At 58.7% G+C, this 25769-nt stretch carries 22 protein-coding genes and 2 pseudogenes; 20 read left to right on the plus strand and 4 right to left on the minus strand.

Annotation, left to right across the window (positions count from 1 at the left end; genetic code table 11):
* The first annotated feature begins 84 nt into the window (after positions 1-84).
* The 4 genes from EV130_RS00205 to EV130_RS00220 are packed head-to-tail and all read left to right on the plus strand — an operon-like array spanning position 85 to position 3905.
* Complete coding sequence (locus EV130_RS00205; protein ID WP_207900851.1) at positions 85-915, plus strand: ABC transporter ATP-binding protein; 831 nt, start codon at positions 85-87, stop codon at positions 913-915.
* Positions 908-1810 (plus strand): ABC transporter permease, encoded by a 903-nt coding sequence (locus tag EV130_RS00210; protein ID WP_207900838.1) that lies wholly within the window; start codon positions 908-910, stop codon positions 1808-1810. The genes EV130_RS00205 and EV130_RS00210 overlap by 8 nt, the downstream gene beginning before the upstream one ends.
* Positions 1811-1830: 20 nt before the next feature.
* A complete protein-coding gene (locus EV130_RS00215; RefSeq protein ID WP_132658876.1) occupies positions 1831-2841 on the plus strand; it encodes a C-terminal binding protein in 1011 nt (336 codons plus the stop codon).
* A complete protein-coding gene (locus EV130_RS00220) occupies positions 2838-3905 on the plus strand; it encodes an LLM class flavin-dependent oxidoreductase (RefSeq protein WP_132658878.1) in 1068 nt (355 codons plus the stop codon). Before EV130_RS00215 ends, EV130_RS00220 begins: the two co-directional genes overlap by 4 nt.
* 175 nt (positions 3906-4080) lie before the next feature.
* On the opposite strand, the gene EV130_RS00225 is transcribed toward EV130_RS00220, so the two are convergent.
* Complete coding sequence (locus tag EV130_RS00225; protein ID WP_132549882.1) at positions 4081-5451, minus strand: FAD/NAD(P)-binding protein; 1371 nt, start codon at positions 5449-5451, stop codon at positions 4081-4083.
* Between the two features lie 204 nt (positions 5452-5655).
* Here EV130_RS00225 and tauA point away from each other — a divergent pair, with 204 nt between their 5' ends.
* The 5 genes and pseudogenes from tauA to EV130_RS00250 all read left to right on the plus strand — a co-directional run bounded on the left by tauA (position 5656) and on the right by EV130_RS00250 (position 9095).
* Entirely contained in the window at positions 5656-6669 is a 1014-nt protein-coding gene (tauA, locus tag EV130_RS00230) for a taurine ABC transporter substrate-binding protein (protein WP_132658880.1), read from the plus strand.
* A 56-nt stretch (positions 6670-6725) separates the two neighbouring features.
* Positions 6726-7514, plus strand: coding sequence for a taurine ABC transporter ATP-binding protein (locus EV130_RS00235; protein WP_074065365.1), 789 nt, complete (start codon positions 6726-6728; stop codon positions 7512-7514).
* Positions 7511-8365, plus strand: coding sequence for an ABC transporter permease subunit (locus EV130_RS00240; RefSeq protein ID WP_132549876.1), 855 nt, complete (start codon positions 7511-7513; stop codon positions 8363-8365). Before EV130_RS00235 ends, EV130_RS00240 begins: the two co-directional genes overlap by 4 nt.
* A 205-nt stretch (positions 8366-8570) precedes the next feature.
* A pseudogene (locus tag EV130_RS34150) lies at positions 8571-8693 on the plus strand (IS110 family transposase); the annotation flags it as partial.
* Between the two features lie 105 nt (positions 8694-8798).
* Positions 8799-9095 (plus strand): DUF982 domain-containing protein, encoded by a 297-nt coding sequence (locus EV130_RS00250; RefSeq protein WP_074065366.1) that lies wholly within the window; start codon positions 8799-8801, stop codon positions 9093-9095.
* 354 nt (positions 9096-9449) lie between these two features.
* Here EV130_RS00250 and EV130_RS00255 read toward each other — a convergent pair whose 3' ends face one another.
* Complete coding sequence (locus EV130_RS00255; RefSeq protein ID WP_074065750.1) at positions 9450-10208, minus strand: SDR family NAD(P)-dependent oxidoreductase; 759 nt, start codon at positions 10206-10208, stop codon at positions 9450-9452.
* Between the two features lie 172 nt (positions 10209-10380).
* Between EV130_RS00255 and EV130_RS00260 the strand changes: the two genes are divergently transcribed.
* The gene (locus EV130_RS00260) at positions 10381-11280 is read left to right on the plus strand and encodes an AraC family transcriptional regulator (RefSeq protein WP_074065367.1); all 900 of its coding nucleotides are present in this window, start codon (positions 10381-10383) and stop codon (positions 11278-11280) included.
* 527 nt (positions 11281-11807) lie between these two features.
* Here the strand turns inward: EV130_RS00260 and EV130_RS00270 are convergent.
* Positions 11808-12215 (minus strand): cupin domain-containing protein, encoded by a 408-nt coding sequence (locus EV130_RS00270; protein ID WP_074065368.1) that lies wholly within the window; start codon positions 12213-12215, stop codon positions 11808-11810.
* 95 nt (positions 12216-12310) lie between these two features.
* On the opposite strand from EV130_RS00270, the gene EV130_RS00275 reads away from it, so the two are divergent.
* From EV130_RS00275 to EV130_RS34365, 4 genes and pseudogenes are all read left to right on the plus strand, one after another.
* Positions 12311-13204, plus strand: a complete 894-nt coding sequence (locus EV130_RS00275; protein ID WP_132658882.1) for a LysR family transcriptional regulator — start codon at positions 12311-12313, stop codon at positions 13202-13204.
* 927 nt (positions 13205-14131) lie between these two features.
* Positions 14132-14575: a YybH family protein gene (locus EV130_RS00280; RefSeq protein ID WP_132658884.1), complete on the plus strand. Its 444-nt coding sequence runs from the start codon at positions 14132-14134 to the stop codon at positions 14573-14575.
* A 34-nt stretch (positions 14576-14609) separates the two neighbouring features.
* Positions 14610-14750: pseudogene (locus EV130_RS33040) on the plus strand (type II toxin-antitoxin system VapC family toxin); the annotation flags it as partial.
* 567 nt (positions 14751-15317) lie between these two features.
* On the plus strand, positions 15318-15554 hold the full coding sequence (locus EV130_RS34365; RefSeq protein ID WP_483475592.1) for a hypothetical protein: 237 nt from the start codon (positions 15318-15320) through the stop codon (positions 15552-15554).
* A gap of 142 nt (positions 15555-15696) precedes the next feature.
* Here EV130_RS34365 and EV130_RS00290 read toward each other — a convergent pair whose 3' ends face one another.
* On the minus strand, positions 15697-16824 hold the full coding sequence (locus EV130_RS00290; RefSeq protein ID WP_237358624.1) for a LacI family DNA-binding transcriptional regulator: 1128 nt from the start codon (positions 16822-16824) through the stop codon (positions 15697-15699).
* 70 nt (positions 16825-16894) lie between these two features.
* On the opposite strand from EV130_RS00290, the gene EV130_RS00295 reads away from it, so the two are divergent.
* From EV130_RS00295 to EV130_RS00325, 6 genes are all read left to right on the plus strand, one after another.
* Entirely contained in the window at positions 16895-18445 is a 1551-nt protein-coding gene (locus EV130_RS00295; RefSeq protein WP_425375503.1) for a sugar ABC transporter ATP-binding protein, read from the plus strand.
* A 101-nt stretch (positions 18446-18546) separates the two neighbouring features.
* Positions 18547-19455, plus strand: a complete 909-nt coding sequence (locus EV130_RS00300) for an ABC transporter permease (protein ID WP_425375559.1) — start codon at positions 18547-18549, stop codon at positions 19453-19455.
* 94 nt (positions 19456-19549) lie between these two features.
* The gene (locus EV130_RS00305; protein WP_132658886.1) at positions 19550-20473 is read left to right on the plus strand and encodes a sugar ABC transporter substrate-binding protein; all 924 of its coding nucleotides are present in this window, start codon (positions 19550-19552) and stop codon (positions 20471-20473) included.
* 86 nt (positions 20474-20559) lie between these two features.
* Positions 20560-21564, plus strand: a complete 1005-nt coding sequence (locus EV130_RS00310; RefSeq protein WP_132550076.1) for a Gfo/Idh/MocA family oxidoreductase — start codon at positions 20560-20562, stop codon at positions 21562-21564.
* Positions 21561-22520, plus strand: a complete 960-nt coding sequence (locus EV130_RS00315) for a sugar phosphate isomerase/epimerase family protein (protein ID WP_074065376.1) — start codon at positions 21561-21563, stop codon at positions 22518-22520. The genes EV130_RS00310 and EV130_RS00315 overlap by 4 nt, the downstream gene beginning before the upstream one ends.
* A gap of 628 nt (positions 22521-23148) precedes the next feature.
* On the plus strand, positions 23149-25143 hold the full coding sequence (locus EV130_RS00325; protein ID WP_207900839.1) for an AI-2E family transporter: 1995 nt from the start codon (positions 23149-23151) through the stop codon (positions 25141-25143).
* The last annotated feature ends 626 nt before the right edge of the window (positions 25144-25769 follow it).

Raw genomic sequence — 25769 nt, forward strand, 5'->3', positions numbered from 1 at the left:
ACACCCTTCAGCAGGATCTGGAGGCAGCTTGCGAGGCAAGTCGCCTCCAGATCGGTAAATCCGATGGAAATGACAATGGACGCTATGACTGTACCTACCAGGCAGCCCAGTTGGGCAAACGGCGCACCACCTTCATCGCCCCTTCTTTCAGTCGAGGGCGTCACGCTGGAATATCAGGTGCCTGGTCGCGTGGTTCGCGCCACGCAGAATGTCAGCTTCGCTGTCTGGGAAGCCGACCGTTTCATCCTGCTCGGTGCTTCAGGCTGCGGCAAGTCCACCCTCTTGAAGGCAGTCGGCGGCTTCCTCGTGCCGCGCACCGGCCGGATACTGCTCGACGGTCGCCCGGTGCACGATCCCGGACCGGACCGTGTCGTCGTTTTTCAGGAGTTCGACCAGTTGCCGCCGTGGAAGACCGTTCGCGAGAACGTCGCCTTTCCGGTACGGGCTTCCGGCCGCCTCAATCGCAAGGAGGCTCTTGAACGAGCGGAACACTATATCGAGAAGGTCGGTTTGACCCGTTTTGCCGATGCCTATCCGAACACCCTATCCGGCGGCATGAAGCAACGCGTCGCCATTGCCCGTGCACTCGCCATGGAACCACGTATCCTGCTGATGGACGAACCATTCGCCGCTCTGGATGCGTTGACCCGGCGCAAGATGCAGGAAGAGCTTCTGGCGCTGTGGGAAGAGGTGCGCTTCACCCTGCTGTTCGTCACCCACTCCATTGAAGAAGCACTGGTGGTCGGCAACCGAATCGCGCTCCTGTCGCCGCATCCCGGACGGATGCGGGCCGAGATCAACAGCCATGAATGGGATCTGGCTAGTGGCGGAAGCCCACAGTTCCAGGCGGCCGCAAACCGCATTCACGACCTTCTGTTCGAAAGTGCCGAGGTCGAGGAAGAAAACCATGACTGATGTTCTGAGCGCCGATGCGAAAACCGCTCCGCGACCCATGCCGCCGCTCCGCCCCGAATACGAGCGGCCGCTCGAGCCACTTGCAGACACGACGAGCGAAGAGGTTCTTCCGGTCTATCGAAGACTCTGGCAGCGCGCCTGGCCGCGCAAAAGCCTGATCCTGCTCTGTCTCGCCTTGCTATGGGAAATCATCGCGAGACTTCAGGCAAACGAGCTGCTGCTGCCACCGTTTTCGGCTGCGATCAGGGCTCTGGTAGAGGACACCATCAGTGGCGTCATTCCAGTCCGCGCCCTGAACTCGCTGGATGTCCTTATCAAGGGCTATGCGGCAGGCGTCGTTCTTGCCTTCGTGCTCACCTCGCTGGCCGTCTCCACCCAGCTCGGCCGAGACCTTTTGTCGACGCTGACCTCCATGCTCAATCCCCTGCCCCCGATCGCGCTTCTACCGCTGGCGCTGCTTTGGTTCGGGCTGGGACAGGGAAGTCTCGTCTTCGTGCTGATCCATTCGGTACTCTGGCCGCTGGCGCTCAACATGTATACCGGTTTTACGGGCGTGCCGGAAACCTTGCGGATGGCCGGCCGCAATTACGGGCTGCGAGGAGTCCGCTACGTGCTTTTCATCCTCGTGCCTGCAGCCCTGCCGTCAATCATTGCGGGCCTTAAGATCGGGTGGGCCTTCGCCTGGCGCACACTGATTGCGGCCGAACTGGTCTTCGGAGCCTCCTCCGGCAAGGGCGGGCTTGGCTGGTACATCTTCCAGAACCGAAACGAGCTCTACACCGACCGGGTCTTTGCTGGGCTGATCACGGTCATCCTCTTCGGCCTTCTGGTCGAGAACGTCCTCTTCCGCCAGCTGGAGTGCAGGACTGTGGCGAAATGGGGAATGGCGCGCTAACGCGGCGAGGACATGGAAGAATGACGGCAGGGAAAAAATATGTGGTCGGAATTACCGACCACATGATCGGTTCGCCTGATCTCGAGGCCGAGGTCCTTGGTGATGATGTCGAGATCGACTTTTTCGCCAGTACCGACGAGGCATCGTTCGCTCCTGATCGTCTTGCAAGGCTCGACGCGCTGATGGTTTGGGGCGCAAGGCTAGGGCCGAAAATCATTTCACACATGACCCGCTGCAGGGGCGTGGTGCGCTATGGCGTAGGCTACGAAAAGATCGATCTCACGGCACTCGACAGTGCCGGCATCCCCTTCGCCAACAATCCCGATTACGGCACCGAAGAAGTCGCTGATCATGCGCTGGCGATGATCCTGTCCTTGCATCGGCGGCTTTGGGAACATGATGCTCGCGCCCGCGGCTATACGTCTGGATGGCAGGTTCATAGCCTCAAGCCGCTTCCCCGCTCGAACAAGGCGACGGTGGGTGTCGTCGGCGTCGGACGGATCGGCACGGCGGTGGTCAACCGACTGAAACCTTTCGGCTTCCACATCCTTGGCTATGATCCCGGCCAGCCGCCTGGGCATGAGAAGGCAATCGGCTATGAACGGGCGGACCGGTTGGTGGAGCTTTTGGGCCGCTCCGATATCGTTACGCTTCATTGTCCGGCGGACGCAGAGACCCGTGGTATTCTGGACGCCGGGGGTCTTGCACGGCTGAAGCCGGGCGCCATTGTCGTCAACACCGCGCGCGGCGAGTTGATCGAAGATCTCGATGCACTTGAGGTCGCGCTTCGCAGCGGCCATCTAAGCGCCGCCGCGATCGACACGCTGGTCAGGGAACCGCCTGGCGACCATTCGCTGTTGACCGCGTGGCGCAACCGCGAGGATTGGCTCGCAGGGCGGTTGGTGATCACCCCGCACAATGCCTTCTATTCCGATCATGCAGCCATCGAGATGCGACGCAATGCGGCAAAGACGGTCAGGATTCTCCTCGACGAGGGCAAGCTTCGAAATCGGGTCACGGACAGATCATGAGCAGTCATTGCGAATTTCTGTGGTACATTCCAAACGATGTCAAAGCCGGTCACCGTGGCGATGTGGCCAGCCAGGATCACAATAGCCTGGACACGCTGACGACACAGGCAAGAGCTCTGGAAGAGCACGGCTGGAAAGGCGCCTTGATCGGCACGGGCTGGGGCCGGCCCGATACATTCACCATTGCAGCGGCGCTCGTTGCCCGCACGACGACTTTCGAGCCGTTGATCGCGGTCCGGCCGGGCTATTGGAAACCGGCGAACTTTGCCTCCTCCGCAGCAACGCTCGATCACCTGAGTGGCGGGCGCGTTCGCGTCAACGTCGTTTCCGGGCCGGACGAGCTTGCAGCCTATGGCGACAAAGAGGGCGACCAGGTGCAGCGGTATGCCCGCACGAAGGAGTTCATGCGGCTGACCCGCAAACTCTGGACGGAAGAAGAGGTTAGCTTCACTGGCGAGTATTTCCAGGTCGCCAGATCCACCGTAGCGCCGCGGCTGACGCCGATCGGTGATCGCCGCCATCCCAAACTCTATTTCGGAGGAGCCTCGGAGGCTGCCGAGCGCGTCGCCGCAACCGAAGCCGATGTGCAGCTCTTCTGGGGAGAACCGCTTGATGGCGTGCGGGACCGGATCGACCGGTTGAAGGCGCTCAGCAAGGCACTTGATCGCGATCTGGCGCCACTGGAATTCGGCCTAAGGATCACGACACTCGTTCGGGACACGACGGATCAAGCGTGGGCGGATGCAGAAGCGAAGGTTGCCAAAATGGTCGAGGGAACGGCCGGAAACTGGCAGGATCATCGCCACGGCACTGCCGTTTGTCAGCGACGTCTCCTGGACCTTGTCCGGCAAGGCGACGTGCTGGATGACAATCTCTATACAGCGCCGGGCAAATTCGGAGGAGGTGGAGCAGCAACGACCTGGCTGGTCGGGTCAGCCGAGGATGTCGCGCATTCTCTGCGCAAATACGAAGAACTTGGAATCACCCATTTTGTGCTCTCCGACACGCCATACCTTGCGGAAATGAAGCGGCAAGGTGACCAGCTGCTTCCGCTTCTGGCATAGCGCAACATCGCGGAAACGAAATCGGTTTTTCAGAAAGAATGCTGTAGCCGGCTTGATCTCTGGATGCGGCGTCCCGTAGCGGCAGTCCAAATTCGAATCGCATCGTGGCGCACCCGATACTGTAACTGTCGGCGGCCGGCAATTGAGCAAGCACATTGACCTTGGAATTGCCAATCTATGCCTCGGGCGCTGGCAGCGTCGAGACGATCTCTTCAACGACGGCCTTTGCCTGCACCCGAATGTCGGGGACGGCGGTAATTTCCCAGAATTGCCCCGCCGTCAAGGCGCCGACTGCAAACAGCCGGGCGGGTGAGATGCGGGATGGCACCACCACTTCGGAAGCGGCATCCACCTGGATCCCGATGCCGAGGGAATCGGGGGCGATCAGCTGAATGCGGCTCATTTCCTTCAAAAGCGGGGAATGGCTGATCCCGGCGCGTTCCATTCCCGTGCAATTGACCAGCCAATCCGCTCTAATCCCGGCGAACTCCCTTGTCGCTCTGACCCTGTATTTGGCGAGAAGCCTGTCCTCCTCGGCCGCAAGCGATTTTAGGAACCCTGCATGGAAGCGGACGGTTGCTTCCGAAACGAGTTTCTCGAACCTGTCGAACACGTCAGGCGCGACCCGGTGGCGGTGGATGTTCCACCAGGGAAGCGCATGGCGCAGGAAACGTGCCCGCTCCTCGCTTGAAAGCCGCTGCCAGAGTGCCCCTGTCACCGGCCTCAGGCCGTCCATCACGGCTCGCCAGTCAGCGGCCTCCCTGCTCTTCGCCCGCAAGCTCTTCAAAATGTCGCTGATTGTCCCGGGAAGCGCCTGAACATCGATCGGCAGAGGCGCCGGCGGCGTCCTCGCATGTCCGAGGGGTGCCAAACCTCGGCGCGAAAGCACGTCGATCCTGCCGCGGTGGCCGTGGGCGCGAAGCGCGAGAACCTGATCGATCATCGTCAGGCCGGAGCCGAGGATGCAGACTGTATCGGACGGGGCGACGCGCCTGAGCCAGGAGAGCCGCCAGGGATTCTCGACGATCCGCGATCGCAGAAATGGCGGGACACTGGCCGGATCGACCGGCAGGCTGGCGTTGCCGACGCCAAGGCAGAGCACGACGTTCCTCCCGGCAATCTCGTCGCCATTGCCGAGTTGGAAGGCAAGCGTGCTGTTGTAGCGCTCCACACATCCCGCCGCCTTGGCCTTGATCAAATCAACCCGGCAGCGATTGTCCCGCTTTCGAAGCAGCCGCGCCAACGTATCGCGGACATACAGACCGTAATCGCTGCGGGAGGCGAAATCGCCTGCCTGCAGCCTCCGTCCGCGAGCCTTCAGCCAGTCGACGAAATCATCCGGCCGATGTGGCAACAAGCTCATGCGGCCCGCGGGAACGTTGAGGCGGTGGAGATAGAGTTCCGTTCGGTACGCCGTCCCGCGGCCGAAACCCGGATCGTCGCCTATGACGGCAACTTTCGCCGAAGCGGGAAGTTGCTCGATGAGATTGCAGGTCACGGCTATTGCCGAAAAACCGGAACCGACCACGATCACATCGTATATCACCGTATTTCTCCCTGAAAATTCGGGAACCTTCGCTTCTGTCGCTCGCTCGTCCCTTCGATCGCGCAAGCGTCAGAATCATGAAAACAATTATCTCTATAGTCTATAAATATAGTTTGTTATTTCTCCCGCTAGCCCGTTCCCAACCATTACGCTTTTAAGGGTGAGATCAAGGGCCGGATGTGGCCCTGTACAAAGGGGCTCAAGATGAATTTCAGAAATTTGATTGTCGCGGTCGCTGTCGGCGTCGGAACTCTTGCAACGGCGATCGTCGCCGAGGCGGCGGACAAGAAGGTCGTTGTCGGCTATCAGACCGACGCCCTGCCGTCTTCGGTCGCGATCGCCAATGGCGAGTTTGCCAAGACCACTGGCTATGAGATCGACTTTCGCAGGTTCAATTCCGGGGCCGAGATCTTCGCAGCCATCGCCTCGGGCGATGTCCAGGTCGGCTATGTCGGATCCAGCCCCTTTGCGGCTGCGGTATCACGCGGGCTGGAGGTCAAGGCCTTCTACCTGGCCTCTATTTCGGGCATCGACGAGGCTCTCGTCGTTCGTAACGGCTCCGGCATTGAAAGCGTGAACGATTTGAAGGGCAAGAAGCTTGCCGCCGCGCCCGTGTCGACGGACCACTATCAGCTGCTGGCGCTGATCAAATCGCTGGGTCTGACCGAAAAGGACGTCCAGGTCTACGCAATCCCCCAGCCCGAGATCGTCGCAAGCTATAACCGCGGCGATATCGACGGCGGCTTCGTCTGGGATCCGGCGCTGACCGAACTGAAGAAGAACGGCAAGGTCCTCGTGACCTCCAAGGATGTGGCTGACAAGGGTGCGCCGACCTTCTCGGCCTGGGTTGCGGCCTCGAAGTTTGCCGCCGACAATCCGGAATTCCTCAAGGGTTTCGCCTCGGTCGTCACCAGATACTACACGTCCTTCGCCGCCGACAACTCCGCCTGGGGTCCCGAAAGCGACAACGTCAAGTCGCTCGCCAAACTTCTCGGCGGAACGCCCCAGCAGCAGGCATCGGCCTTGAAGAACCTGACGCTGCTCACTCCCGAAATCCAGGCATCGGACGCCTGGCTCGGCGGCGGAGAAAAGGCAGGCGCCGGCAAGATCCTCAAGGACACGGCGTCCTTCCTGAAGGAACAGGGCAAGGTGTCCGGCGTACTGGACAATTACGGAGCCTTCGTCACCGCCGACGCGCTTGCCGGCGTCAGCAACTGATCCTCCTGACATCGGCGCGACAGTCGCGCCGATGTCGAACTTGTGAGTTCCGATATATGCTGAAAGTCGATCACGCCAGCGTCTTCTTTGCAGCCCGCGACGGGCGGACCGTTCACGCGCTCGACCGCGTGTCTTTCGATATTCCCGACCGCGGTTTCGTCGTTGCGCTCGGTGCCTCGGGCTGCGGCAAATCAACCCTTCTCAACGCAATCGCCGGTTTTCTTCCGCTTTCCGATGGTCGCATTACGCTCGATGGCCGCGCCGTCGAACGGCCGGGCGCCAATCGCGGCGTCGTCTTTCAGAAGGATTCTCTGCTGCCTTGGAAGTCCGTGGTCGACAATGTCGCGCTCGGTCTGAAATTCGCGGGCATGAATCGGAAGGAGCGGCAGGCACGCGCCTTGGAACTGCTCCGGCTGGTCGGCCTCGACGAGTTTTCCGCCGCCTATCCCTACGAGCTCTCGGGCGGCATGCGCCAGCGGGTCGGCATCGCCCGGGCTCTGGCGACCAACCCCGACATCCTGCTCATGGACGAACCGTTCGGCGCGCTAGACAGTCTGACCCGTGAGCAGATGCAGGAACTGCTGGTCTCCGTCTGGAATAAAACGGCAAAGAAAGTGTTCTTCATCACGCATTCGATCGAAGAGGCCCTGTTTCTGGGTACGCAGGTGCTCGTCATGTCGCCGCGGCCGGGGCGCGTCGTCGCACGCCTCGATCTCGATTTCGTCAGGCGTTTCGCCGAAACCGGCGATGCCCGCGCGATCAAGGCCTCGCCGCGATTTGCCGAGCTTCGCGAGGAGATCCGCGCCATTCTCCACGGCAGCGAAGACTTCAGGAGCGCCGCATGAGCGATATAACACAGGCTCCGACGGTTGCGACCGATGTTGAGGACCGTCAGATCAAGCTGGTGAAAATGGCCGGCTTTGGCGCCGGCGAGAAATCGACGGTCGCCATCAGCCTTGCCACCGCGCTCGCCATATTGCTGCTGTGGTGGCTCATTTCAGCACTCGGCTTCGTCCCGCACCTGTTCCTGCCACGTCCCGATGAGGTGCTGACGCAGATGGGCGTTATCTATCGCGACGGCTATGCCGGCGCATCGCTTTCCGAGCATGTCTCTGCAAGTCTGTTCCGCATCGTCGTCGCAGCCCTGATCGCCATTTCCGCCGGCATTCCGCTCGGATTGCTCATGGGCCTGAACCGCTGGGCAAAAGGAGTGCTCGACGCGCCGATTGAATTTTACTGGCCCCTTCCGCCGCTCTCCTACCTACCACTGATGATCATCTGGCTCGGCATCGGCGAGACGTCGAAGATCACGCTTCTGGTGCTTGCGATGATCGCGCCGATCTGCCTTTCGGCCCAGGCCGGGGTTCGTTCGCTGCCGATCGAGCGCGTCAACGCCGCCCGTTCGCTGGGTGGCGGCCGGCTGCAGCTTTTCCTCGACATCGTCCTGCCGTCGGCCCTGCCAGAAATCCTCACTGGAATCCGGATCGCACTCGGCGTCGGCTGGAGCACCCTGGTTGCAGCCGAATTGATCGCCTCCACGCGCGGGATCGGTTTCATGATCATGTCGGCGTCGCAGTTCCTGGCGACCGACGTCGTTTTCGTCGGTATCGCCATCATCGCGATCTGCGCCTTCACCTTCTCGGCCGGCATCCGCTTTCTCGAGACCTTCCTCGTGCCCTGGAAGGGCAAGCTATGAGCGGGGCCAATGCACCGTAAATCTGGCCGAATCGGCCCCTCGCCGCTGGAGGCAGATCAACATCTGCAGCCTCCATGACGATCGCCGAAAACGTTTCACCGTCGGCCTCGGCAAGCAGCGCCTGCACCAAACGGTCGATGGTCTGGCGCCTGCTTCTCGGGTCGGCGCTCGGATCTTCGGGCGCAGGAGATCGGCGACGATATCGCATGCAAATCTCCGAAACAGGGGCAAACCCGCCAAGCTCGCTGTTGTCGCCGTCATGCGAAAGATGATCATCACCTTGAACGCAAGGATGCGAGAATACCGCGCACCGTCCCTTGACGCCTGACACCGTTGCTTTTTGTTCTCGCGGAAGCGTTTTCGAACGTCTTGAAGGCTCAATATCGTCCCCCTAAATCATGGCTGTAATAACTGGATCGCATCGGAGGACACAATGACGGGTAATCTGTTTGACCGACCTCTCTTTGTGAAGAGAACGCACTTCATTCAGGAAATTGGATGTCTGGAGGACATTTTCGATTTCCTTGAGGAGTGGCCAGAGGAAAAGCAGGATATTGCCTACGAGACGATTTTGAGGGCATGTCGGGAAGCGGTGGCGGCTCGGTTCCCACTGAACGCCGTTCGCGACAACTTTGAACGTTTTCTCAAGAAGAATGGCATGCTGGCGAAGATCGAAGACATCCCGCTTCTCTCGCAGCGCACCAGCGGCCAAAACGTCGGCGGAGCGTAGCAACGGGTGATGAGCCGCCGCGAGAGGCGCAGGTCAACGACCTTGGTGTTAACAGAAGCCCTTATCTCAAATGCTCGAGTAGCTGACGTCGCCCCGGCCGATGAGGAATGACCGTTTCGGGGCCGATTCCGAAATGTAGGGTTTGGAGAGGCGCCGGCAGGAAAGCTGCCTTTCGCCGAAGTATATGCCTCAGGCGGCTCGCGACCAAATTCGATCGTTATGCGATCGCTTCGTGAACTTCTGCTTCTGTCATGATCGGGCGTGGAGGTCCTCTCGTACAAAAACATAGCCGAGCCAATATGCCTTGGCACGCGATGAACACTCCACGCCTCCCTTGCGCAGCCGTGGCAGCCGTTACAGCATTTGTCCGCCTGAAACATCGAAGCAGGTGCCGTTCGCCCAGCCCATGTCGTCGGAGAGAATTGCAGCGACCGCGCTGCCGATATCGTCCGGCAACCCGACGCGACCCAGCGCGATACCCTGCGCGACGAAGGTGTTAACGGCCTTGTTATCGCGTACCGCGCCGCCTCCAAAATCAGTCGCGATCGCGCCGGGGGCGATGGCATTCACCCGAATCCTGCGCTTGCCCAGTTCGACGGCCATGAAGCGCGTCAGCACCTCGGTTGCCGCTTTCATTGCCGCGTAAACGCTATAGCCGGGCAGAGTGAAGCGTACGAAACCAGAGGAGATATTGAGGATACGGCCACCGTCCTCGATCAGCGGTAAAAGCTTTTGGGTGAGGAACATCGGACCACGCAGATGTGTCGCCACCAGAGCGTCGAACTGTTCTTCCGTCGTCTCCGCGAAATTGGCGAACACGCCGATGCCGGCATTATTGACGAGATAGTCGAACTGCTGGCGGCCAAAGGTGTCGTCCAGCGCCGTGGCCAAAGCTCTGGTAAATAGTGGGAAGCCCGACGTTTCAGTTACGTCGAGCGAGATCATAGCGGCCTTGCCGCCTTTCGCTTCGATTTCGTGCTTCAAGGCGTCGGCTTCGGCGGCGCCGGTGAGGTAGGTGCCGATAATGCCGACGCCACGGTCGGCGAGGTGAAGCGCCATGGCGCGGCCTAGACCGCGGCTGGCGCCGGTGATGAGCGCGATTCTGTCAGTCATGTTCTGCCTTTGAGAGAGATTATTGGCGAGCGGCAAATCGCTCGCGATGAGCGCTGCCTGCCTCTGCATGATAGCGACAAGCCTTCACCTAAACCCGCCTGATCGGATCAACATCTTGCCCAATTGTCTCAACTGACTTGCCCGGTCCTGGAGGTACTGACATAATTCCGCAATGACCGATGCCTTCGAAGTGCACCTTGAAATCGCCTTGCGCCATGCCAAGCCCGATACCGTGCTCACGCCGATCCCGCGCGTCGAGCTGCTGGTCGGACATCGCCCGACTGGCGAAACGCCGTGCCTTTATCGGTCGATGGTTTGCTTCATTCTTCAGGGCTCCAAACGGGTCGCCATCAACAACAGCGTCCTGAGCTACGACAGTTCGCAGTATCTGATCAGCGCCCTCGATCTGCCGCTGATCGGCCAAGTGTTAGATGCCGACCAGCATCGCCCTTATGTCGCCGTTTCTCTGACACTCGATCCCGCTTTGCTGGCAGAACTGGCGGCTGCCATGCCGCCCAAGCGGGAAACCGATGGCGAGCAGATCGGGCTGTCGATCAATCCGATGACGGTCCAGCTTCGTGATGGGCTGCTTCGGTTGCTTTCGCTGCTCGACAAGCCCGACGACATTCCTGTTCTCGCGCCCATGGTTGAGCGCGAATTGCTCTATCGTCTCCTGCAAGGTCCGGACGGGCGCCTTCTCCGCCAGATTGCGCAGCCTGAGGGGCCGCTGGTCCGCATCCGCCGTGCCATTGCATGGATCAGGGACAATCACGACCAGCAATTGCGGATTGATGCCCTGTGCGAGGCGAGCGGCATGAGCCGAGCGAGCCTGCACCGGCACTTTTCGGCGATCACGGGCTTCAGCCCGCTCCAGTACCAGAAGCAACTTCGCCTGCAGGAGGCACGCCGGCTGCTTCTGGGGGGCGAGTATAGTGCATCATTTGTCGCCTTCGCGGTCGGCTATGAGAGTGCATCCCAGTTCAGCCGCGAGTACCTCCGGCAATTCGGCGCGCCGCCCGTCCGCGACATCCGCCAGATGCGGAAACAAATCGATGCCGCATTTGCCGGCTGATCCGTCCTTGCGCTCTCCAGCTGCGTCTCTGGCATTTGCATCGGGCTGGCTCGTTCAGAGGAACGGAGGGCAGGAACTGTGGGCGCATGCCGGTGATTGGATTGGCTAAGATGAGGGCGCGAAGCGGGAATAATCTCCGCTGCCGGCTGCTGGCGGCACTTAGGGGCCGGAAGGAGGCTGTCGACGTGCGAAAGCCGCGTCACCGACTCGCGACAGAATCGGCGACACTGAAAATTCAGGGAAGTTTAGTCGCAAATAATAGGTGCAAAAGTCAGACTTCTGCAGCTGACTCTTGCGACAAATCGGATAGCGCACCCGGCTTGCTGAAACTGCGACGGCGGAACAGACGCCGACGAACCGCATAGTCGCTCCAATCGCCTCGGCGGGAGACGGAAACCGGCCATCGAACATGAAGCCGAAGGCGAGGCCGAAGGCCGTTTCGGCAACGATTGAACTGGACCGCCAGCGCCAGCGGCGCCAAATGGCTGGGATCGGGCGATTGCGGACGTCAGAGAGCTGTGCCTGCGTCAGACCGGATCGGCGAACGGCGTTTCGGGATCGCTGACGTAGAACAGGACCATCACCGCCGGACTGTCAGAACTGAGATTCCGACCCGTCATTCTCACGCCCGACGGTTCGACGAAAACCTCACCAGCGCTGATGGCGATCGGGTTGCGGCCGTCCAGCTCGAGGGTAAAAATGCCCTCGAGCATATAGACAGTGACCGGAAAACGATGGGAGTGGTAGGGAGTGCTGTCACCCGGTTCGAGCTTGGCGATGATCACCCGGATTTCCTGCATGCTCCCGTTCGGTAGTGCGTCCGTCAACTCCTTGTACAAGACCGTGAGTTTCGCCACGCCCGTGCTCCCGGCGGAGGTGGTCACCCCCACCTGTGTTCCAGCAATTGCCTTGTGAACGTCCATAACCTTGTGCATGACCTGTCTCCATTGTGTGGCAAGCCTACGCCTGATCCCAGACATAGGGGAGCCGCAGACTTGCAAAGGCTCCCCGCAAAAGCGCATAACGAAACATGTTCGATTGGAACGACCTTAAATACTTTCTGGCTGTCGCCCGGCACGGCAGCACAACGGCTGCCGCCAAGGCCACCGGGGTTAACCAGTCCACGGTTCAGCGTCGGATGGTCGAGTTGGAGCGCCGGATAGGTCAGCCCCTCATTCACAGGCACGCAAGCGGCTATCAGCTCACCGAATTCGGACTATCGCTTCTGCCAAAGGTCGAAGAGCTCGAGGAGGCGGCACTCGCCATCGAAAGGCAGGCGCGACTCAATATTAGCGAGCTGAGCGGCGTTGTTCGACTGACCTGCCCCGAGCCTTTGGTCTCCCGCATCAATGGATCGCAGTTGCTTGAGCAATTCCGTTTGAATTACCCCGAGATTCGCATCGAATTTGTGATGAGCGATGGTTATCTCGATCTCTCCAAAGGAGAGGCCGATATCGCCTTGCGCTCCGGTGAGCCCTCGGATGAAAATCTTGTGGGCAAGAAGATCGCCGATTCCATCTGGGCAGTCTATGCGAGCAGGAGCTATGTCCAGCATCACGGGTCGTTGAAAACTGCAGCCGACATTGGCGAGCATGCTATCGTCGGTTTCGATGGAGCGCTTGCCAACCATCGGGCGGCGAAATGGTTTGCTTCCGTGGCGCCCGATGCGCGCGTCGGTGCGCGCAACAACAGCGTTCTGGGGGTGCTTCATGCGGTCAAATCCGGCTTGGGCGTTGCGCCGCTGCCGACGACAATCGCCGATATGCATGATGATCTCGTGCAGGTGCTTCCGCCGGTCGAGGAATTGAACCGGGGCTGGTATCTTCTGGCCCATCCCGACATCCGCAAAACGCCGCGAGTTCGAGCGTTCTTTGAGTTCGTCAGCAATCACAATTCGCTGGTCCGCCCGATACTCATGGGATAGAGACGCGACCTGGCTGCGTACCGCCTTGCAACTTGCTTCGGTTGCACCATGCGTTGACCTGAACGAGGTTGCGTCCCATTGGCTTGCGGTGGCCATTCCCTTCCAGCATCTCGGCATCTTCCGCCCCGCCCCACCAGGACGGACCTTCAGACCTGCGAAGCACTGAATTCTCGCATCCGCGCGTCGATCTAAGCGTGCAGAATAGGTTGATTTGCCGGTACACCTAAATCGGCCACGGCCGCTCGTGGCGCGAAGAAGCCGAGTGCGCTCGCGGATAACGGTCACTCCTGCCCATGCCTTCTGCCGGTCTCAAAGGGAGTCGCTGTGTCAGCCAGGCCAAACAGCGTCTGTCCTTCAAGCGAACAGTCGCTCCTAAAACAATCTCTGGCCGCCGTCGATGTTGATGGTCTGGCCAGTCGTGAACTCGCTCTCCGTCAGATAGATGTGCGTCGGGGCGACATCGGCAGGTATCGCAGTCCTTCTCGCAGGAAAGTCGAGTGGCGATGCGCTCGAAGAGCCGAAACTTTGCATCACCAGCGAGTTGGGTAAAGGAAGCTACGCGTTCGCGGCCCAAGTTGCCCGCAATCTAGAAGAAAATGGTTCGACTTTTTCACGGCCGGGGACATGAATGGCCGGTTATGACCGTCGCCCGTCGGCGGTTGCTCGCAGCGTCGCCCCCTGCGACTGACTTAACGTCTTGCAAGTCCTGACCATCGACTTCAAGCTGCCCACCGGACGCGGCGACGAGTTCGCCCATGGCGGCGGTCCGGATCCCTGCGACAAGCCGAAGCCTGTGATTTAGCCGCGGGACATCTTATCGACAACTTAAAGGTGAAGGCGGAAAAATTCCCACTAGCTTCGTGGGTCGGTGTCGGATTGTCGTTCTCTCGTTCGTCCTCTGCTTTGAACAGCACAGGAGAACGGCCGATGAGCAACGAAACCAAAGTCAATATCGAAGAAGAGGCTATTATCGCCATGCTAACGATGCGCGCTTCCGCGCTCGGCGAAAAAGATGCCAAGGGCGCACTTTCCTACGAAACCGAGGATTCGGTGGAGTTTTCGCTAGCCCCGCCACTCGTCTATCACGGCAAGGACGAGTCGGGCCTGCAGGCGTGGTTCAATACCTGGGAAGGTCCGATCGGTGGCGATGTTTGCGATGCCAAGCTAACGGTCGGCGGAGACGTTGCTTTCTGGAGTGGTCTGACGCGCATGACGGGAACTAAAACTGACGGCACCGAGGTCGATCTTTGGTTTCGTCAAACCCTTGGCCTGGTGAAGCGCGATGGCCGCTGGATGGTGTCCCACCAACATGCATCCGTGCCGTTCGCCATGGATGGAAGCGGTCGCGCTCTGCTCGATCTCAAACCTTAGGCGGCGGGCCGCAGGGTATCGATCGCCACCGCATTTTAGTATGGGCGTTGGCTACACCGATGCGCACTTGCTGGCATCGGTCCTTCTTGACCAGCGAGCGGCGTTATAGACGAGAGATAAGCGCCTGCAGGCAGCGGCCGAAAATGCGGGCGCTGCACTTTGCGTACCGGCCAACCTGTCCCACTTCGTCCTTGGACCTAATCCAACAGCTATCCGAGACGCTGGCAGGGCGCATAATCTATTTCGAAATGCCGCCAATCGGTTTGGAAGAGGCCGGGGCGGGCTTCTATCGACATCGACGAGTTGTGGCTGCGCGGCGGCTTCCCCGATAGCCTGACGGCGGCGACGGATGAGGATAGTTATCTCTAGCGACAGGCATTTGTTCGCAGCTACCTTGAACGCGATGTTCCGATATTTGCGCCCCGTATGCCAGTCGCGACAATCGGACGGTTTGGACGATGCTCGCCAACGGCCAAGGAAATGCAGCGCGCGGCTTGCCCAAGGTCTGGGTGTCTCTGCGCCTATGATTGGCCGCTACATAGATCTCCTTGTTGATCTCATGCTGGTTCGCCGACTTCAGCCATGGAGCGGTAATTTTGGCAAGCGTCCAATTGGTTAAGCGTTCCGATTTCCAGGAGAGCATGTACGAGCCCACTGTCGCGCACATAGATGTTAGGTCATCCCGTCGTTGGACCGAGAAGGTTTTGTGCTAGAGACGCTTATCCTCGCAGCCGGTCCAGACGTGGCGCCATTCTTCTGCGGGACTGCCGATGGTGCCGAGATCGACCTTGTTATTGAACACGCTGGAAAGCCTAAGGTGGCAATCGAGGTCAAGCGTGCCAGCGCTCCACAAGCTGAGCGCGGCTTCTTTGTGGCTTGTGACGACTTGGAGATAGAAAACAGGATCGTCATTGGCGCAGGTGCTGGTGATTATCAGGCGAAGGGTGGGTCAAGGTGCGCACACTGCTGTCGGCTGTGAAAGAGGTCCGGGAAATCCTGAGATCACCGTTCGCGGCGTAAGTGTATTTATGGAACACAGCCTTGCAGTCGGTACGACTTGTCTGTGGACACCGCTTTCACGGACAGTCCGTTGGTCATCGAGATAATCGGAACCTCTCTCCTCAAATATTTGCAGCCGTGTAAATGTCAAAGGGAAGCACATTTTGCGTCATTCCACTCGGCTCTCCTTTGTTCATGGCGGCATCTCCCATAGCGCGCACTAATGTCTCTGTCAGTTGCCGTGCAGGATGCGAAAGGACAACCTTCAGCAGTCCTTCCGCTAAGCCCGCACGCGTTTCGTTCGTCAGTTCATGGGCCACTACAACCAACCTCTGAGCTGCGGGACCACGGTCCTCCTGTAAGGCTCGCATGACACCTGTCACGCCGCCTCCCGCAACATAAAGGCCTACCCAGCGCTCTTGGGACGCTAAGAGTTGCTTGGTGAATTGATACGCAGTCTCAGGCTCCTCCATCGTCGCCAATGTCTCAAGCATTTGGAACTTGGGCGCGGTTTCGCGGAAATACGACCTGAAGCCCATCTCGCATAGCTCCTGCGCTAGATATCGATGGCTGCCTACGAAGACAGCTACCTCACCAGGCCTTGCGTTGAGGTGAGCAATGAACCAAGCTGCGGTCCTCCCCTTCTTCGCGCAATCATTCCCTACGAAACCCGCTCTCTCCGGCGCCGATAAGTCAGAGATCATCGTCACGACGGGGATGCCGTCAGCGGCAAGGTCGGCAACCGCATGATTGACCTGGGGGTGATCCGACGTAATCATCCCAATCACATCAGCTTCCCGGCTGAGGTCGTGAATTGCGGCGGCTGCCTTGTCTGGACTGAGGTCGTCCATAAAGCGCACAATTGCTCTCCCATGGGCGTGAGGAAAGGCTTCAACAGACTTCGTCAATAGCTCGCTCCACATCTGGTAGAGCTTTCGGTGCTGCTGCTTGAGCAGAAAGCCAAATTTGATCACCGGTTTGTCCGCCTCGATGCGTCGTTTGATCGCCGTCAGGCCGTGAAACCCGATGCGCTCGGCTGCTTCAAGGACCATTTCAGCCGTTTTTGGCCGCACTGGATGGCGTCCGTTAATGACCCGATCAACAGTAGAGATCCCCACATTTGCTTCTTTCGCCAGATCGGCAATCGTCGGCCGCGCCATGCCACATTCTCCCATTTCATGAAAGGCACTCTGAACGATTTTGAAAGAAACTCCTAGACCGAAATTGACAGAAAATGAAGAAAAAGACATGAAAGCGACATTGAAAAGACGCCAGCTGGCGCCGGGCTTGGGAGAGCCTGAGGTCTGGAGGACTATCCAAATGACATTTGCTGGAGGATCGCCGGCGACTACCCCGGCTGCAGCCAAGAGCGAGTATGTCCTTGAAATGCGAGGAATTACCAAGTCTTTCCCGGGCGTTCGTGCACTCGATGGTATGAACTTGAGAGTTCGACCAGGCAGCGTGCACGTTCTAGTCGGCGAAAACGGTGCCGGCAAGTCCACCCTGATGAAGATCCTGAGCGGCATCTACACCATCGATGAAGGTGAGATTTTCTTTCAAGGTGAAAAGCTTGATCACCAAAATGCTGCGGCCGCTTTGGATCGCGGCATCTCGATGATCCACCAGGAACTCAGCCCTGTCCTCGACATGACGATCGCCGAGAACATTTTCCTCGGCCGTGAACCGACGGTCGGTAAAACGGGCGTCTTCGCCTCATTCGTCGACTTCAACCAAATGAATTCCGATACCCAGAAACTTCTCGATCGGTTGGGGCTCAAATATTCCGCCCACGCCAGAATGCGAGATCTTTCAATCGCTGCCATGCAACTGATCGAAATCGTGAAAGCGATCTCGCGGGACGCGTCACTGGTCATCATGGATGAGCCGACGTCTGCGATCAGCGACACGGAAGTGGCAATGCTATTCCAGCAGATCGCGGACCTGAAGTCGAACGGCGTCGCGATCATCTATATCACCCATAAAATGGATGAAATTTTCCAGATTGCCGACGATATCACCGTCATGCGGGATGGTGAGTTCATCGCGACCGGGCCGTCCACCGACTACACCGAAGCCAAGCTGATCTCTCAAATGGTTGGCCGGACCATTTCAAGTATCTTCCCGAAAGATGATGTGCCGATTGGCGACGTCGTTCTGTCCCTTGAGAATGTCAGCCGCGCCGGTGTCTTCGAAGATGTCAATCTGACGGTGCGCGCGGGCGAGATTGTTGGATTGGCAGGATTGATCGGTGCCGGACGAACGGAAGTCGCCCGCGTGATTTTCGGGCTCGACAAGTGCGACGCCGGGACTATTCGACTCAATTGCACGCCGATCAAGATCTGCTCTCCGACCGATGCAATTCGGCACGGCATCGCCATGGTTTCGGAGGACCGGAAGGCCGAGGGGCTCGTGCTCTGCCGGTCAGTCGGGGAGAATATTTCTTTGGCCAATCTGAAGAAGTTTGCCTCCGGCTTGTTTATCAGTGAGCGCCAAGAGGAAAGTGCTGCTCAGCGTATGATCGAGATGCTCAAGATCAAGACGCCGAACACGGAGATGATCGTCGAGAACTTGAGCGGCGGCAATCAGCAAAAGATCGTGCTGGCAAAATGGCTGTTGGGCGATCTCAAGCTTCTGATCCTGGACGAACCGACGCGTGGGATCGACGTTGGCTCCAAGTCGGAAATCCACAAACTGATGACAGAGTTCGCTCGCCAAGGCCTGGCGATCATCATGATTTCGTCGGAACTGCCTGAGGTTCTCGGGATGAGCGATCGCGTCGTAGTCATGAGCGAGGGCCGGGTGGCGGGCGAACTGACAAGAAGCGAGGCGACGCAGGAAAATATCATGCGCCTCGCAACCGGAGGACACTGATGTCGATGGAAACGGCAACCAAAATCGAGAAGGATGGCGCAAAAGCTTCATCCTCAGCGACCAGCCTGAACTTTGCGCAAATTTACCGCAGGTACGGGACGATGCTGATCTTTATCGGCATCTGTATCCTTGCGTCGCTCCTGAGCCCCACATTTTTGACTGAAGCCAACTTGACGAACGTGCTTCGCCAGGTCGTGGTCGTCAGTCTGCTCGCCTGCGGTGTCACCTTCATTATTATCCTTGGGCATATCGACGTGTCGCTTGGATCCGTCCTCGCACTTTGCGGGGTAATTGCGACAAGTGTCATGGCTATGACGGGAAGCGTCATCCTGGCCGTTGCTGCCGGCATCGCCGTCGGCATCTTTACAGGCCTTATCAATGGCTTCGTCATCACCTTCTTTCGCATCCCGTCCTTTATTATGACGCTTGCGATGACGACAGTCGCTCGCGGTGGGGTCCTGCTCTACACGGGCGGCTCACCGATCACGGGTCTTGGTGACTTCAAAATCATCGGCCAAGGGTCATTTGGACCGATCCCGATCTCGGTCCTCATTCTGGTCGTCTTTGTGATCGCCTCGTGGGTCTTGCTCAACAAGACAAAGTTCGGGCGATACGTCTATGCGGTCGGCGGCAACGAAAGGGCGGCCCGTGCCTCTGGCATCAATCCCGACAGCATCGTCGTCAGGGCATTCATCTTCAACGGAATCCTTTGCGCGGTCGCTGGCATCGTCCTCATGTCACGCATCAATTCTGGACAGCCGGCCGGTGGTGTCGGTTACGAGTTCGATGCGATTACGGCCGTCGTCGTCGGTGGCACCAGCCTCATGGGCGGTACCGGAACGATCACCGGAACGATTATTGGTGCGATGATCATCGGTGTCATCAACAACATCCTTAATCTCCTAAATGTCAGTTCTTACTGGCAGCAGATCATCAAGGGACTGATCATTGCGATCGCGGTCATCCTTGATGTTTGGACAAAGTCGGCCCGCAGTAAGAAGAAGACCTGACGCTGTTCAGGCCGCACCGCAAACGCGGCCAGGACCATCTCTGTGTGCGCCAATTGGCGCGTGGACGTGAACTCATTTCAATTGGGAGGACCCTATGAAACTCATCGCTAAACTCGCGCTTGCCTGCGCAGTCTCGGTTTCCGCTCTGTCTGCTGGTGCAACCTTTGCCGCTGACAAGTTCGTCGTCGGCTACGCTAATATGGCCGACACCGACGTCTTCGTAATGGCCCGCAAGAACGCCTTCATCGAAGCTGCCAAGTCCGATCCGGCCGTCGAAGTCAACTTCTCCGATGCCAACAACGACGCCAGCAAGCAGCTCGACCAGATCGACAATTTCATCGCTCAGAAGGTGGATGCCATCGTTGTTGTTCCAGTCGATTATCAGGGTATTGTCCCAGGCGTCGAGAAGGCCAACGCGGCTGGAATCCCGGTTATTGCGCTCGGCATCCAGTCGGCTGGCGGGAAGTACACCTTCGTCGGTTCCAAGAATATCGACGCGGGCCGTCTTCAGGGCGAATACATGAAGGCGTACCTGCCGAAGGACGGGAAGATTCTCTATCTCGAAGGCACGCCGGGCCTGTCGCATACGCAGGAACGTAAGAAGGGTTTCGAAGAGGCCCTTGGTCGTTCCGATGTGACGACTCTCGCCAGCCTGTCGGCGAACTATGACCGAGCCGAAGGCATGAAGGTTACGGAAGATTGGATCCAGAGTTTCCCGGAGTTTGACGGTATCATCGCCGCCAACGACCAGATGGCGCTCGGTGCTCTCGAAGCTCTCAAAGGTGCCGGCCGTCTCAAGGGCGTCCTGATTTCAGGCGTGGACGGCGTACCGGATGCACTGACGGCCATTAAGGCAGGAGAAATGTCCCAGACGATCTTTCAGGATGCTGCTGGCCAGGCAAAGGCCGCCTTTGAGGTTGTCAAAGGCGTCAAAAAGGGCGAACAGCCGCCGGCTGAGAAACTCGTCCCCTTCGCGTCGATCACCAAGGACAATGTCGACCAATTCACCAAGAAGTAATGCCTCCCGAGGCGTGTCGGGAATTCGTTCCCGGCACGCAAATCTTGTTAAATTGCCATCAGCCCTTCCGAAACACAGGAAAAACCATGACAGTTAGAATCGCAGTTATCGGCGCAGGCCTGATGGGCGCGGATCACGCAAAGATCGTTGCGGAAGAGATGCAGGGCGCGACACTTCAGCTCGTCTGCGACATGGATGAAGCCCGAGCTCGCGACGTAGCTAACCTGTACGGCGCCGTTGACGTTGTCAGCGACCCCCAAGCCGCAATCAACCGCGATGATGTTGATGCCGTAATTGTGGCAAGCCCCGACTTCACGCATGCGCCGCTGTCCCTCGCCTGTATTGCAGCACGAAAAAAAATTCTTTGCGAGAAGCCCCTGTCGCAATCTTCTGACGAGTGCCTGAAGGTGATAAAGGCCGAAATGGCTGCCGGCGCCAAATTCGTGCAGATCGGCTTTATGCGCCGTTATGATCAATCCTATGTCGAGATGCAACGGGCTCTCAAAAGTGGCGCGACCGGCCGCGCTCTGATGATGCACAACTTCCATCGAAACGTGGAAACGCCCGCGTCGGACTTTACAGGTGCCATGGCGATTACCAATTCGGCGCCGCACGAGTTCGACGTCGTTCGCCATGTGTTGGGAACCGAGTTTGTGTCCATCTCCGCGTTTCAGCCGAGACGATCCGATGCCCTCGTCGCTCCCGTGGTCATGGTGCTGGAGACAGCAGATGGCCAGCTTGTAAACATCGAGATCAACAATAACGCCGCCTATGGTTACGATGTCCGCGCCGAGCTCGTCGGTGAGAAAGCAGCCATTTCGATGAACCAGGTTGCGTTCACGCGCCTCGACCAAGCGCTCGGGCAGCATACCGGATACGACGCCGACTGGCGTGGCCGGTATTTTGACGCCTATCGGCGGCAGAATCGTGCATTCCTTCGTTTTGTCGAATCCGGAAACTTTCCCGAACTCGCCTCCAGCTGCTGGGATGGATACTGCGCTGCCATTGCCGCGGAGGCTGGCGTCAAAGCATTAATCACAGGGCGCAAAGTCGCCGTCGAGATGATCAATAAGCCGGAGTTTTACGCATGAAATTGGGTTTTGTATCCGACAGCCTCGGCGGCTTGCCACTGACTGAAATGCTCGAACACGCAAAGCGTATGGGCGTGTCGGGCGTCGAGGTCAATACATGCGGCTGGTCGACCGCTCCTCACTTCAATCTGAAGGCCTTGCTCGGGAATAAGACGGCCCAAAAATCCTTCCTGGAAAAGTTTTCTGAACGGGGCCTCGAGGTGATCAGCCTCAATGCAAATGGCAACCCGTTACATCCCACAGACACGATGCAGGGTGAAGGTCTAAAGGATACGATACGTATTGCGGGCGAAATGGGTGTAAAGACCGTATGCACCATGTCTGGACTGCCTGCTGGCAGCCCGAACGACACGATGCCGAACTGGGTTGTCTCGTCCTGGCCACCGGAAACACAGGCTATTCTGCGTTATCAATGGGAGGAAAGGCTCCTTCCCTTCTGGAACGAAATCGTCGCACTTGCGAAGGAAAATGGCGTCGAGCGAATTGCGCTTGAGCTCCATGGCAACCAGTGCGTCTACAATGTTCCCTCCCTCTTGAAGCTGCGCCAGGCTGTGGGGCCTATGGTGGGCGCAAATCTGGATCCTTCCCATTTGTTCTGGATGGGCGCGGATCCCCTGATCGCAGCAGAGGCGCTAGGGGACGCGATCTATCACGTCCATGCGAAGGATACCATCCTCAACGCCCCCAAGCAGGCCGTAACCGGCCTTTTGGAGAATGGCAGCCTGATGGACATTCCCGCCCGTAGCTGGTCGTACATCACGCTCGGTTTCGGACATGGGGAGGAATGGTGGCGCCAGTTTTGCTATCGCCTGAAGATGGCAGGATATGATGGCTGGCTGTCGATCGAACACGAGGACGTGCTTTTGAACTCGCTGGAAGGCTTGGAAAAATCAGTCGCCCTTCTTCAGGGTGTCATGCCCAGCGCGCCAGCAGACTACCAGCCGCAGGCAATTTAAGGAGGGGCGGCCGCCTCCCCGATCATATCATTGAGTTGTCAGCCAGCATCACGAGCTGATGCGGGCCGCAGCGCCACATTGTCTCGCGGTGATCACGCGGGTTGGTAATGAAGATATAGGCCGTTTCATCCGTGAGTTGGTGCGTGAGGGCGTCAGTATGCGAGGTGTTACCCCACCCGATCCGGAAGGATTGACGGCTTGGTCATCCTTGGAAAGGTGGGGCAAGCCTTTCGATCTCGAAGAACTGATCCGAAAAAGCCTGCCGCGGGAGGAGGTGCGGCAGGCTTTTCGAGAGATTTGAACAGCGGCTCGGAGGAGGAGTGCCGCTACTCCGTCAGGCGCCCCTTGGGGACGATCCAATTCCAATACAGTGCCACAATCCTCAGGCTTGCTGGGAAAGTGATGGGAGATACTGGCTGCCTCCATGCCAACCTCGATCGGCAGCTCGCTCGCGCACATTTCGCCCACCTGGCCATTTGTTGGGAGCTTTTGCTGCGGGTCCCTTTGCCCGTGCGATCACGTCCCGCACACGATGCCCTAAGGCCGTCAAGGTGGTACGCCACAACCATTGCCGAGGCCGATCTGCGCCCTAATTGCAAAAGACTTGGTGAGAACGGCCGACACATCGATGTCTTCGAGCGACGCCAAGATCACGGAGGCGGAATTGGAAAATGAGCTCGGCCCCCGTCGCGTCTATTCGACCTCGCCATCCTCCCCTTCACGCATGCCTGCCTTCGCGAGTGTACTCGCGGTTATCGCCATTTTGTATTTCGGCAAGGACGTTCTTCTTCCTCTAGCAATCGCAGTCCTGTTGACGTTCGCGTTGGCTCCCATCTCCTCTCGTCTTCGAAAGCTTGGCCTGCCCCGTATTCCGGCGGTAATAGTCACTGTCGTGATCGCTTTTCTTGTCCTCGTCCTGTTCGGGCTTGTCGTAGCGGGACACGTTGCCGAAGTTGCCCAGAACCTTCCGGCCTACCAGGGCAACATCATAGCAAAAATTCGGTCTCTCCAGGAAAGTGGAACCGATAGCGGTATTGTGCGGCGCCTGACGTCCGTCGTTGAGAGCGTCGGTCGAGAGCTCAGCAACGCCGAGGAGCGCCCAATTGCTCCAGGTACCGGATCAAGACCAAGGGAGCCCCTGCTCGTCGAAATATTCGCGCCTAGCAGACCAATCGAAACGCTTACTAGCCTGATTGGTCCTCTGCTCGGCCCCATCGCCTCATTGGGCTTGATCATCGTCGTCGTAATATTCATGCTTTTAGAGCGGGAAGAGCTTCGCGATCGCTTTATACGGCTCGTAGGCTATGGAGATCTGCATCGCACAACAGAAGCTATCCAGGAGGCGGGTAGCCGGGTCGCGCGGTATCTTCTTATGCAGCTGGTGGTGAATTGCGCTTACGGCGTCCCCTTGGCGATCGGCCTGTGGGCGGTTGGCATTCCAAATCCAGCGCTGTGGGGCATGCTAGCCATCGTCCTTCGATTTGTCCCTTATATCGGGCCTGTAATCGCGACGATTCTGCCGCTGTTCCTGGCCTTTGCAGTTGACCCTGGCTGGAGCCTTGTTCTCTGGGTTGGGGCCATCTTCCTCGTGCTGGAATTGACCAGCAACAACGTCGTCGAGCCCTGGCTCTATGGTTCTCGTACCGGACTCTCCCCGCTGGCAATCATCGTCGCGGCGATTTTTTGGGCATGGCTATGGGGACCAGTCGGTCTCGTACTGTCCACGCCGCTGACCGTGTGTCTGGCAGTGTTGGGGCGGTATGTCCCGCAGTTCGAGTTCCTTGAGGTCGTTTTTGGTAGTGACCCGGTGCTCGATCCCAAGGAGCGGCTTTACCAGCGGCTTCTTGCCGGCGATCCCGACGAGGCGACCGATTACGCTGAGGAATTCCTTGAGGAGGATTATCTGGAGGATTACTACGGCAAAGTTGCCATTCCCGCTCTTCTACTCGCGGAAAAGGATAGGCGTCGAGGCGTCTTGACCGCGGAGCAGATGGAACAGGTGTTCGGGACCGCCATCACACTGGTCTCGAACCTTGCGGAAATCGCGCAGGAAGAAGAGGAAGAGGAGGGAGAAGAAGAACAGAAGGAGAAGGAATCGGCAGCTCGGCCCAGCACCCCCCCTAAGGAAGGCAATGGAGATGAAAGCGAACTACCTGACGGACGTGGCAAGACCGTCTTCTGCATCGGAGGCAGGGGGCCGCTCGACGACGCGTCGGCTGCGATGCTCGCCCAGGTTCTTCAGGTACAGGGAGCCGAGGTGGTCGCAGCGAGGCATTCTGACATCCCCAATCGCCGCGCCATGAGCCTCGTTCCGAAACAATCGAACGCCATTGTGGTTTGCTTCCTCAACGAGGACTCGGCAAGGCACGCCAGCATACTTGTTCGTCGGTTCAAGCGCACATACCCAGCCATACGCGTCGGCGCGGTCCTTTGGGTGGAAAACCAGGAGAAAAGGCAACCGCCCACGCTTCGGGAGGCGGATTTCGTTGCCACCACCTTGACCTCGGCTGCCCGCGAGGCACTCGCCGATGCACCACCATCGTTGGTGGCGCCCGGGCGCAAGATTCGTACCAGGCGGTCCTCGAACAAGACAGGCATAGCCGCCGCGCGGTCCGATCTTTAGCGGCAAACCCCAGGCGCCGTCCAGCGGCCGGCATTCGGTAGCAGCCCCATGATGACGTGCCCCGTTAAAATAGACCATTGAGGATTGCGGAGAACTTCGACGTATTCGGGCTTTCGCGCACGGCTGAGGAGATCGCCGCGACACCGGCAAGCGCGGCCTGGAACCCGCCAGCGTCATCCCCGAGACGTTCACGTTCAGGATTCCGGACTGATCGCAACCTCCCTCATCTTCCACGACGGACGTGGAAGCTGACGTCGCGTTGCTCCCGGCTCGAGACATAAGGCGGGAGACTGCAACTTATGTATCAGGCCGGCAGCGGCTCGTGAAACGACACCAGCCATTTGCGCTGTTTGCACCGCCAACGATCTCACAGCCGTTCGGCTCTAGGAGATGGGTAAACCCAGCGCAGCGTTCCCCCGCGACTTGGGGTGTCCTGGTAAAGCGCCAGCGCTTGGTTGTCTTTCCGGCTGCCATCGGTCGAGACACACAAGCTGAGGCTCGCCGGCGCTGGCAATCGCCGCACCGGTCTCAACTTGCGGCGAGACAGCACTCGGCCTTAAGCTGCCGATCCGTGGTTCACATCATGATCCTTATCATGGTCCTTTCCGAGAGCAGCGGAGACCAAT

This window comes from Rhizobium azibense (assembly GCF_004342325.1).
Classification (GTDB): Bacteria; Pseudomonadota; Alphaproteobacteria; order Rhizobiales; family Rhizobiaceae; genus Rhizobium; species Rhizobium etli_B.

Excerpts from the sequence above, each read along its gene's own strand:
- EV130_RS00205 (WP_207900851.1), top strand. The coding sequence starts at position 85 with ATGACTGTACCTACCAGGCAGCCCAGTTGGGCAAACGGCGCACCACCT.
- EV130_RS00305 (WP_132658886.1), top strand. The coding sequence starts at position 19,550 with ATGAAACTCATCGCTAAACTCGCGCTTGCCTGCGCAGTCTCGGTTTCC.
- EV130_RS00315 (WP_074065376.1), top strand. The coding sequence starts at position 21,561 with ATGAAATTGGGTTTTGTATCCGACAGCCTCGGCGGCTTGCCACTGACT.
- EV130_RS00290 (WP_237358624.1), bottom strand. The coding sequence starts at position 16,824 with ATGTCTTTTTCTTCATTTTCTGTCAATTTCGGTCTAGGAGTTTCTTTC.
- EV130_RS00250 (WP_074065366.1), top strand. The coding sequence starts at position 8,799 with ATGACGGGTAATCTGTTTGACCGACCTCTCTTTGTGAAGAGAACGCAC.
- EV130_RS00255 (WP_074065750.1), bottom strand. The coding sequence starts at position 10,208 with ATGACTGACAGAATCGCGCTCATCACCGGCGCCAGCCGCGGTCTAGGC.
- EV130_RS00220 (WP_132658878.1), top strand. The coding sequence starts at position 2,838 with ATGAGCAGTCATTGCGAATTTCTGTGGTACATTCCAAACGATGTCAAA.
- EV130_RS00325 (WP_207900839.1), top strand. The coding sequence starts at position 23,149 with ATGTCTTCGAGCGACGCCAAGATCACGGAGGCGGAATTGGAAAATGAG.
- EV130_RS00260 (WP_074065367.1), top strand. The coding sequence starts at position 10,381 with ATGACCGATGCCTTCGAAGTGCACCTTGAAATCGCCTTGCGCCATGCC.
- EV130_RS00270 (WP_074065368.1), bottom strand. The coding sequence starts at position 12,215 with ATGCACAAGGTTATGGACGTTCACAAGGCAATTGCTGGAACACAGGTG.
- EV130_RS00235 (WP_074065365.1), top strand. The coding sequence starts at position 6,726 with ATGCTGAAAGTCGATCACGCCAGCGTCTTCTTTGCAGCCCGCGACGGG.
- EV130_RS00215 (WP_132658876.1), top strand. The coding sequence starts at position 1,831 with ATGACGGCAGGGAAAAAATATGTGGTCGGAATTACCGACCACATGATC.
- EV130_RS00240 (WP_132549876.1), top strand. The coding sequence starts at position 7,511 with ATGAGCGATATAACACAGGCTCCGACGGTTGCGACCGATGTTGAGGAC.
- EV130_RS00210 (WP_207900838.1), top strand. The coding sequence starts at position 908 with ATGACTGATGTTCTGAGCGCCGATGCGAAAACCGCTCCGCGACCCATG.
- EV130_RS00310 (WP_132550076.1), top strand. The coding sequence starts at position 20,560 with ATGACAGTTAGAATCGCAGTTATCGGCGCAGGCCTGATGGGCGCGGAT.
- EV130_RS00295 (WP_425375503.1), top strand. The coding sequence starts at position 16,895 with ATGACATTTGCTGGAGGATCGCCGGCGACTACCCCGGCTGCAGCCAAG.
- EV130_RS00300 (WP_425375559.1), top strand. The coding sequence starts at position 18,547 with ATGCTGATCTTTATCGGCATCTGTATCCTTGCGTCGCTCCTGAGCCCC.
- EV130_RS00280 (WP_132658884.1), top strand. The coding sequence starts at position 14,132 with ATGAGCAACGAAACCAAAGTCAATATCGAAGAAGAGGCTATTATCGCC.
- EV130_RS00275 (WP_132658882.1), top strand. The coding sequence starts at position 12,311 with ATGTTCGATTGGAACGACCTTAAATACTTTCTGGCTGTCGCCCGGCAC.
- tauA (WP_132658880.1), top strand. The coding sequence starts at position 5,656 with ATGAATTTCAGAAATTTGATTGTCGCGGTCGCTGTCGGCGTCGGAACT.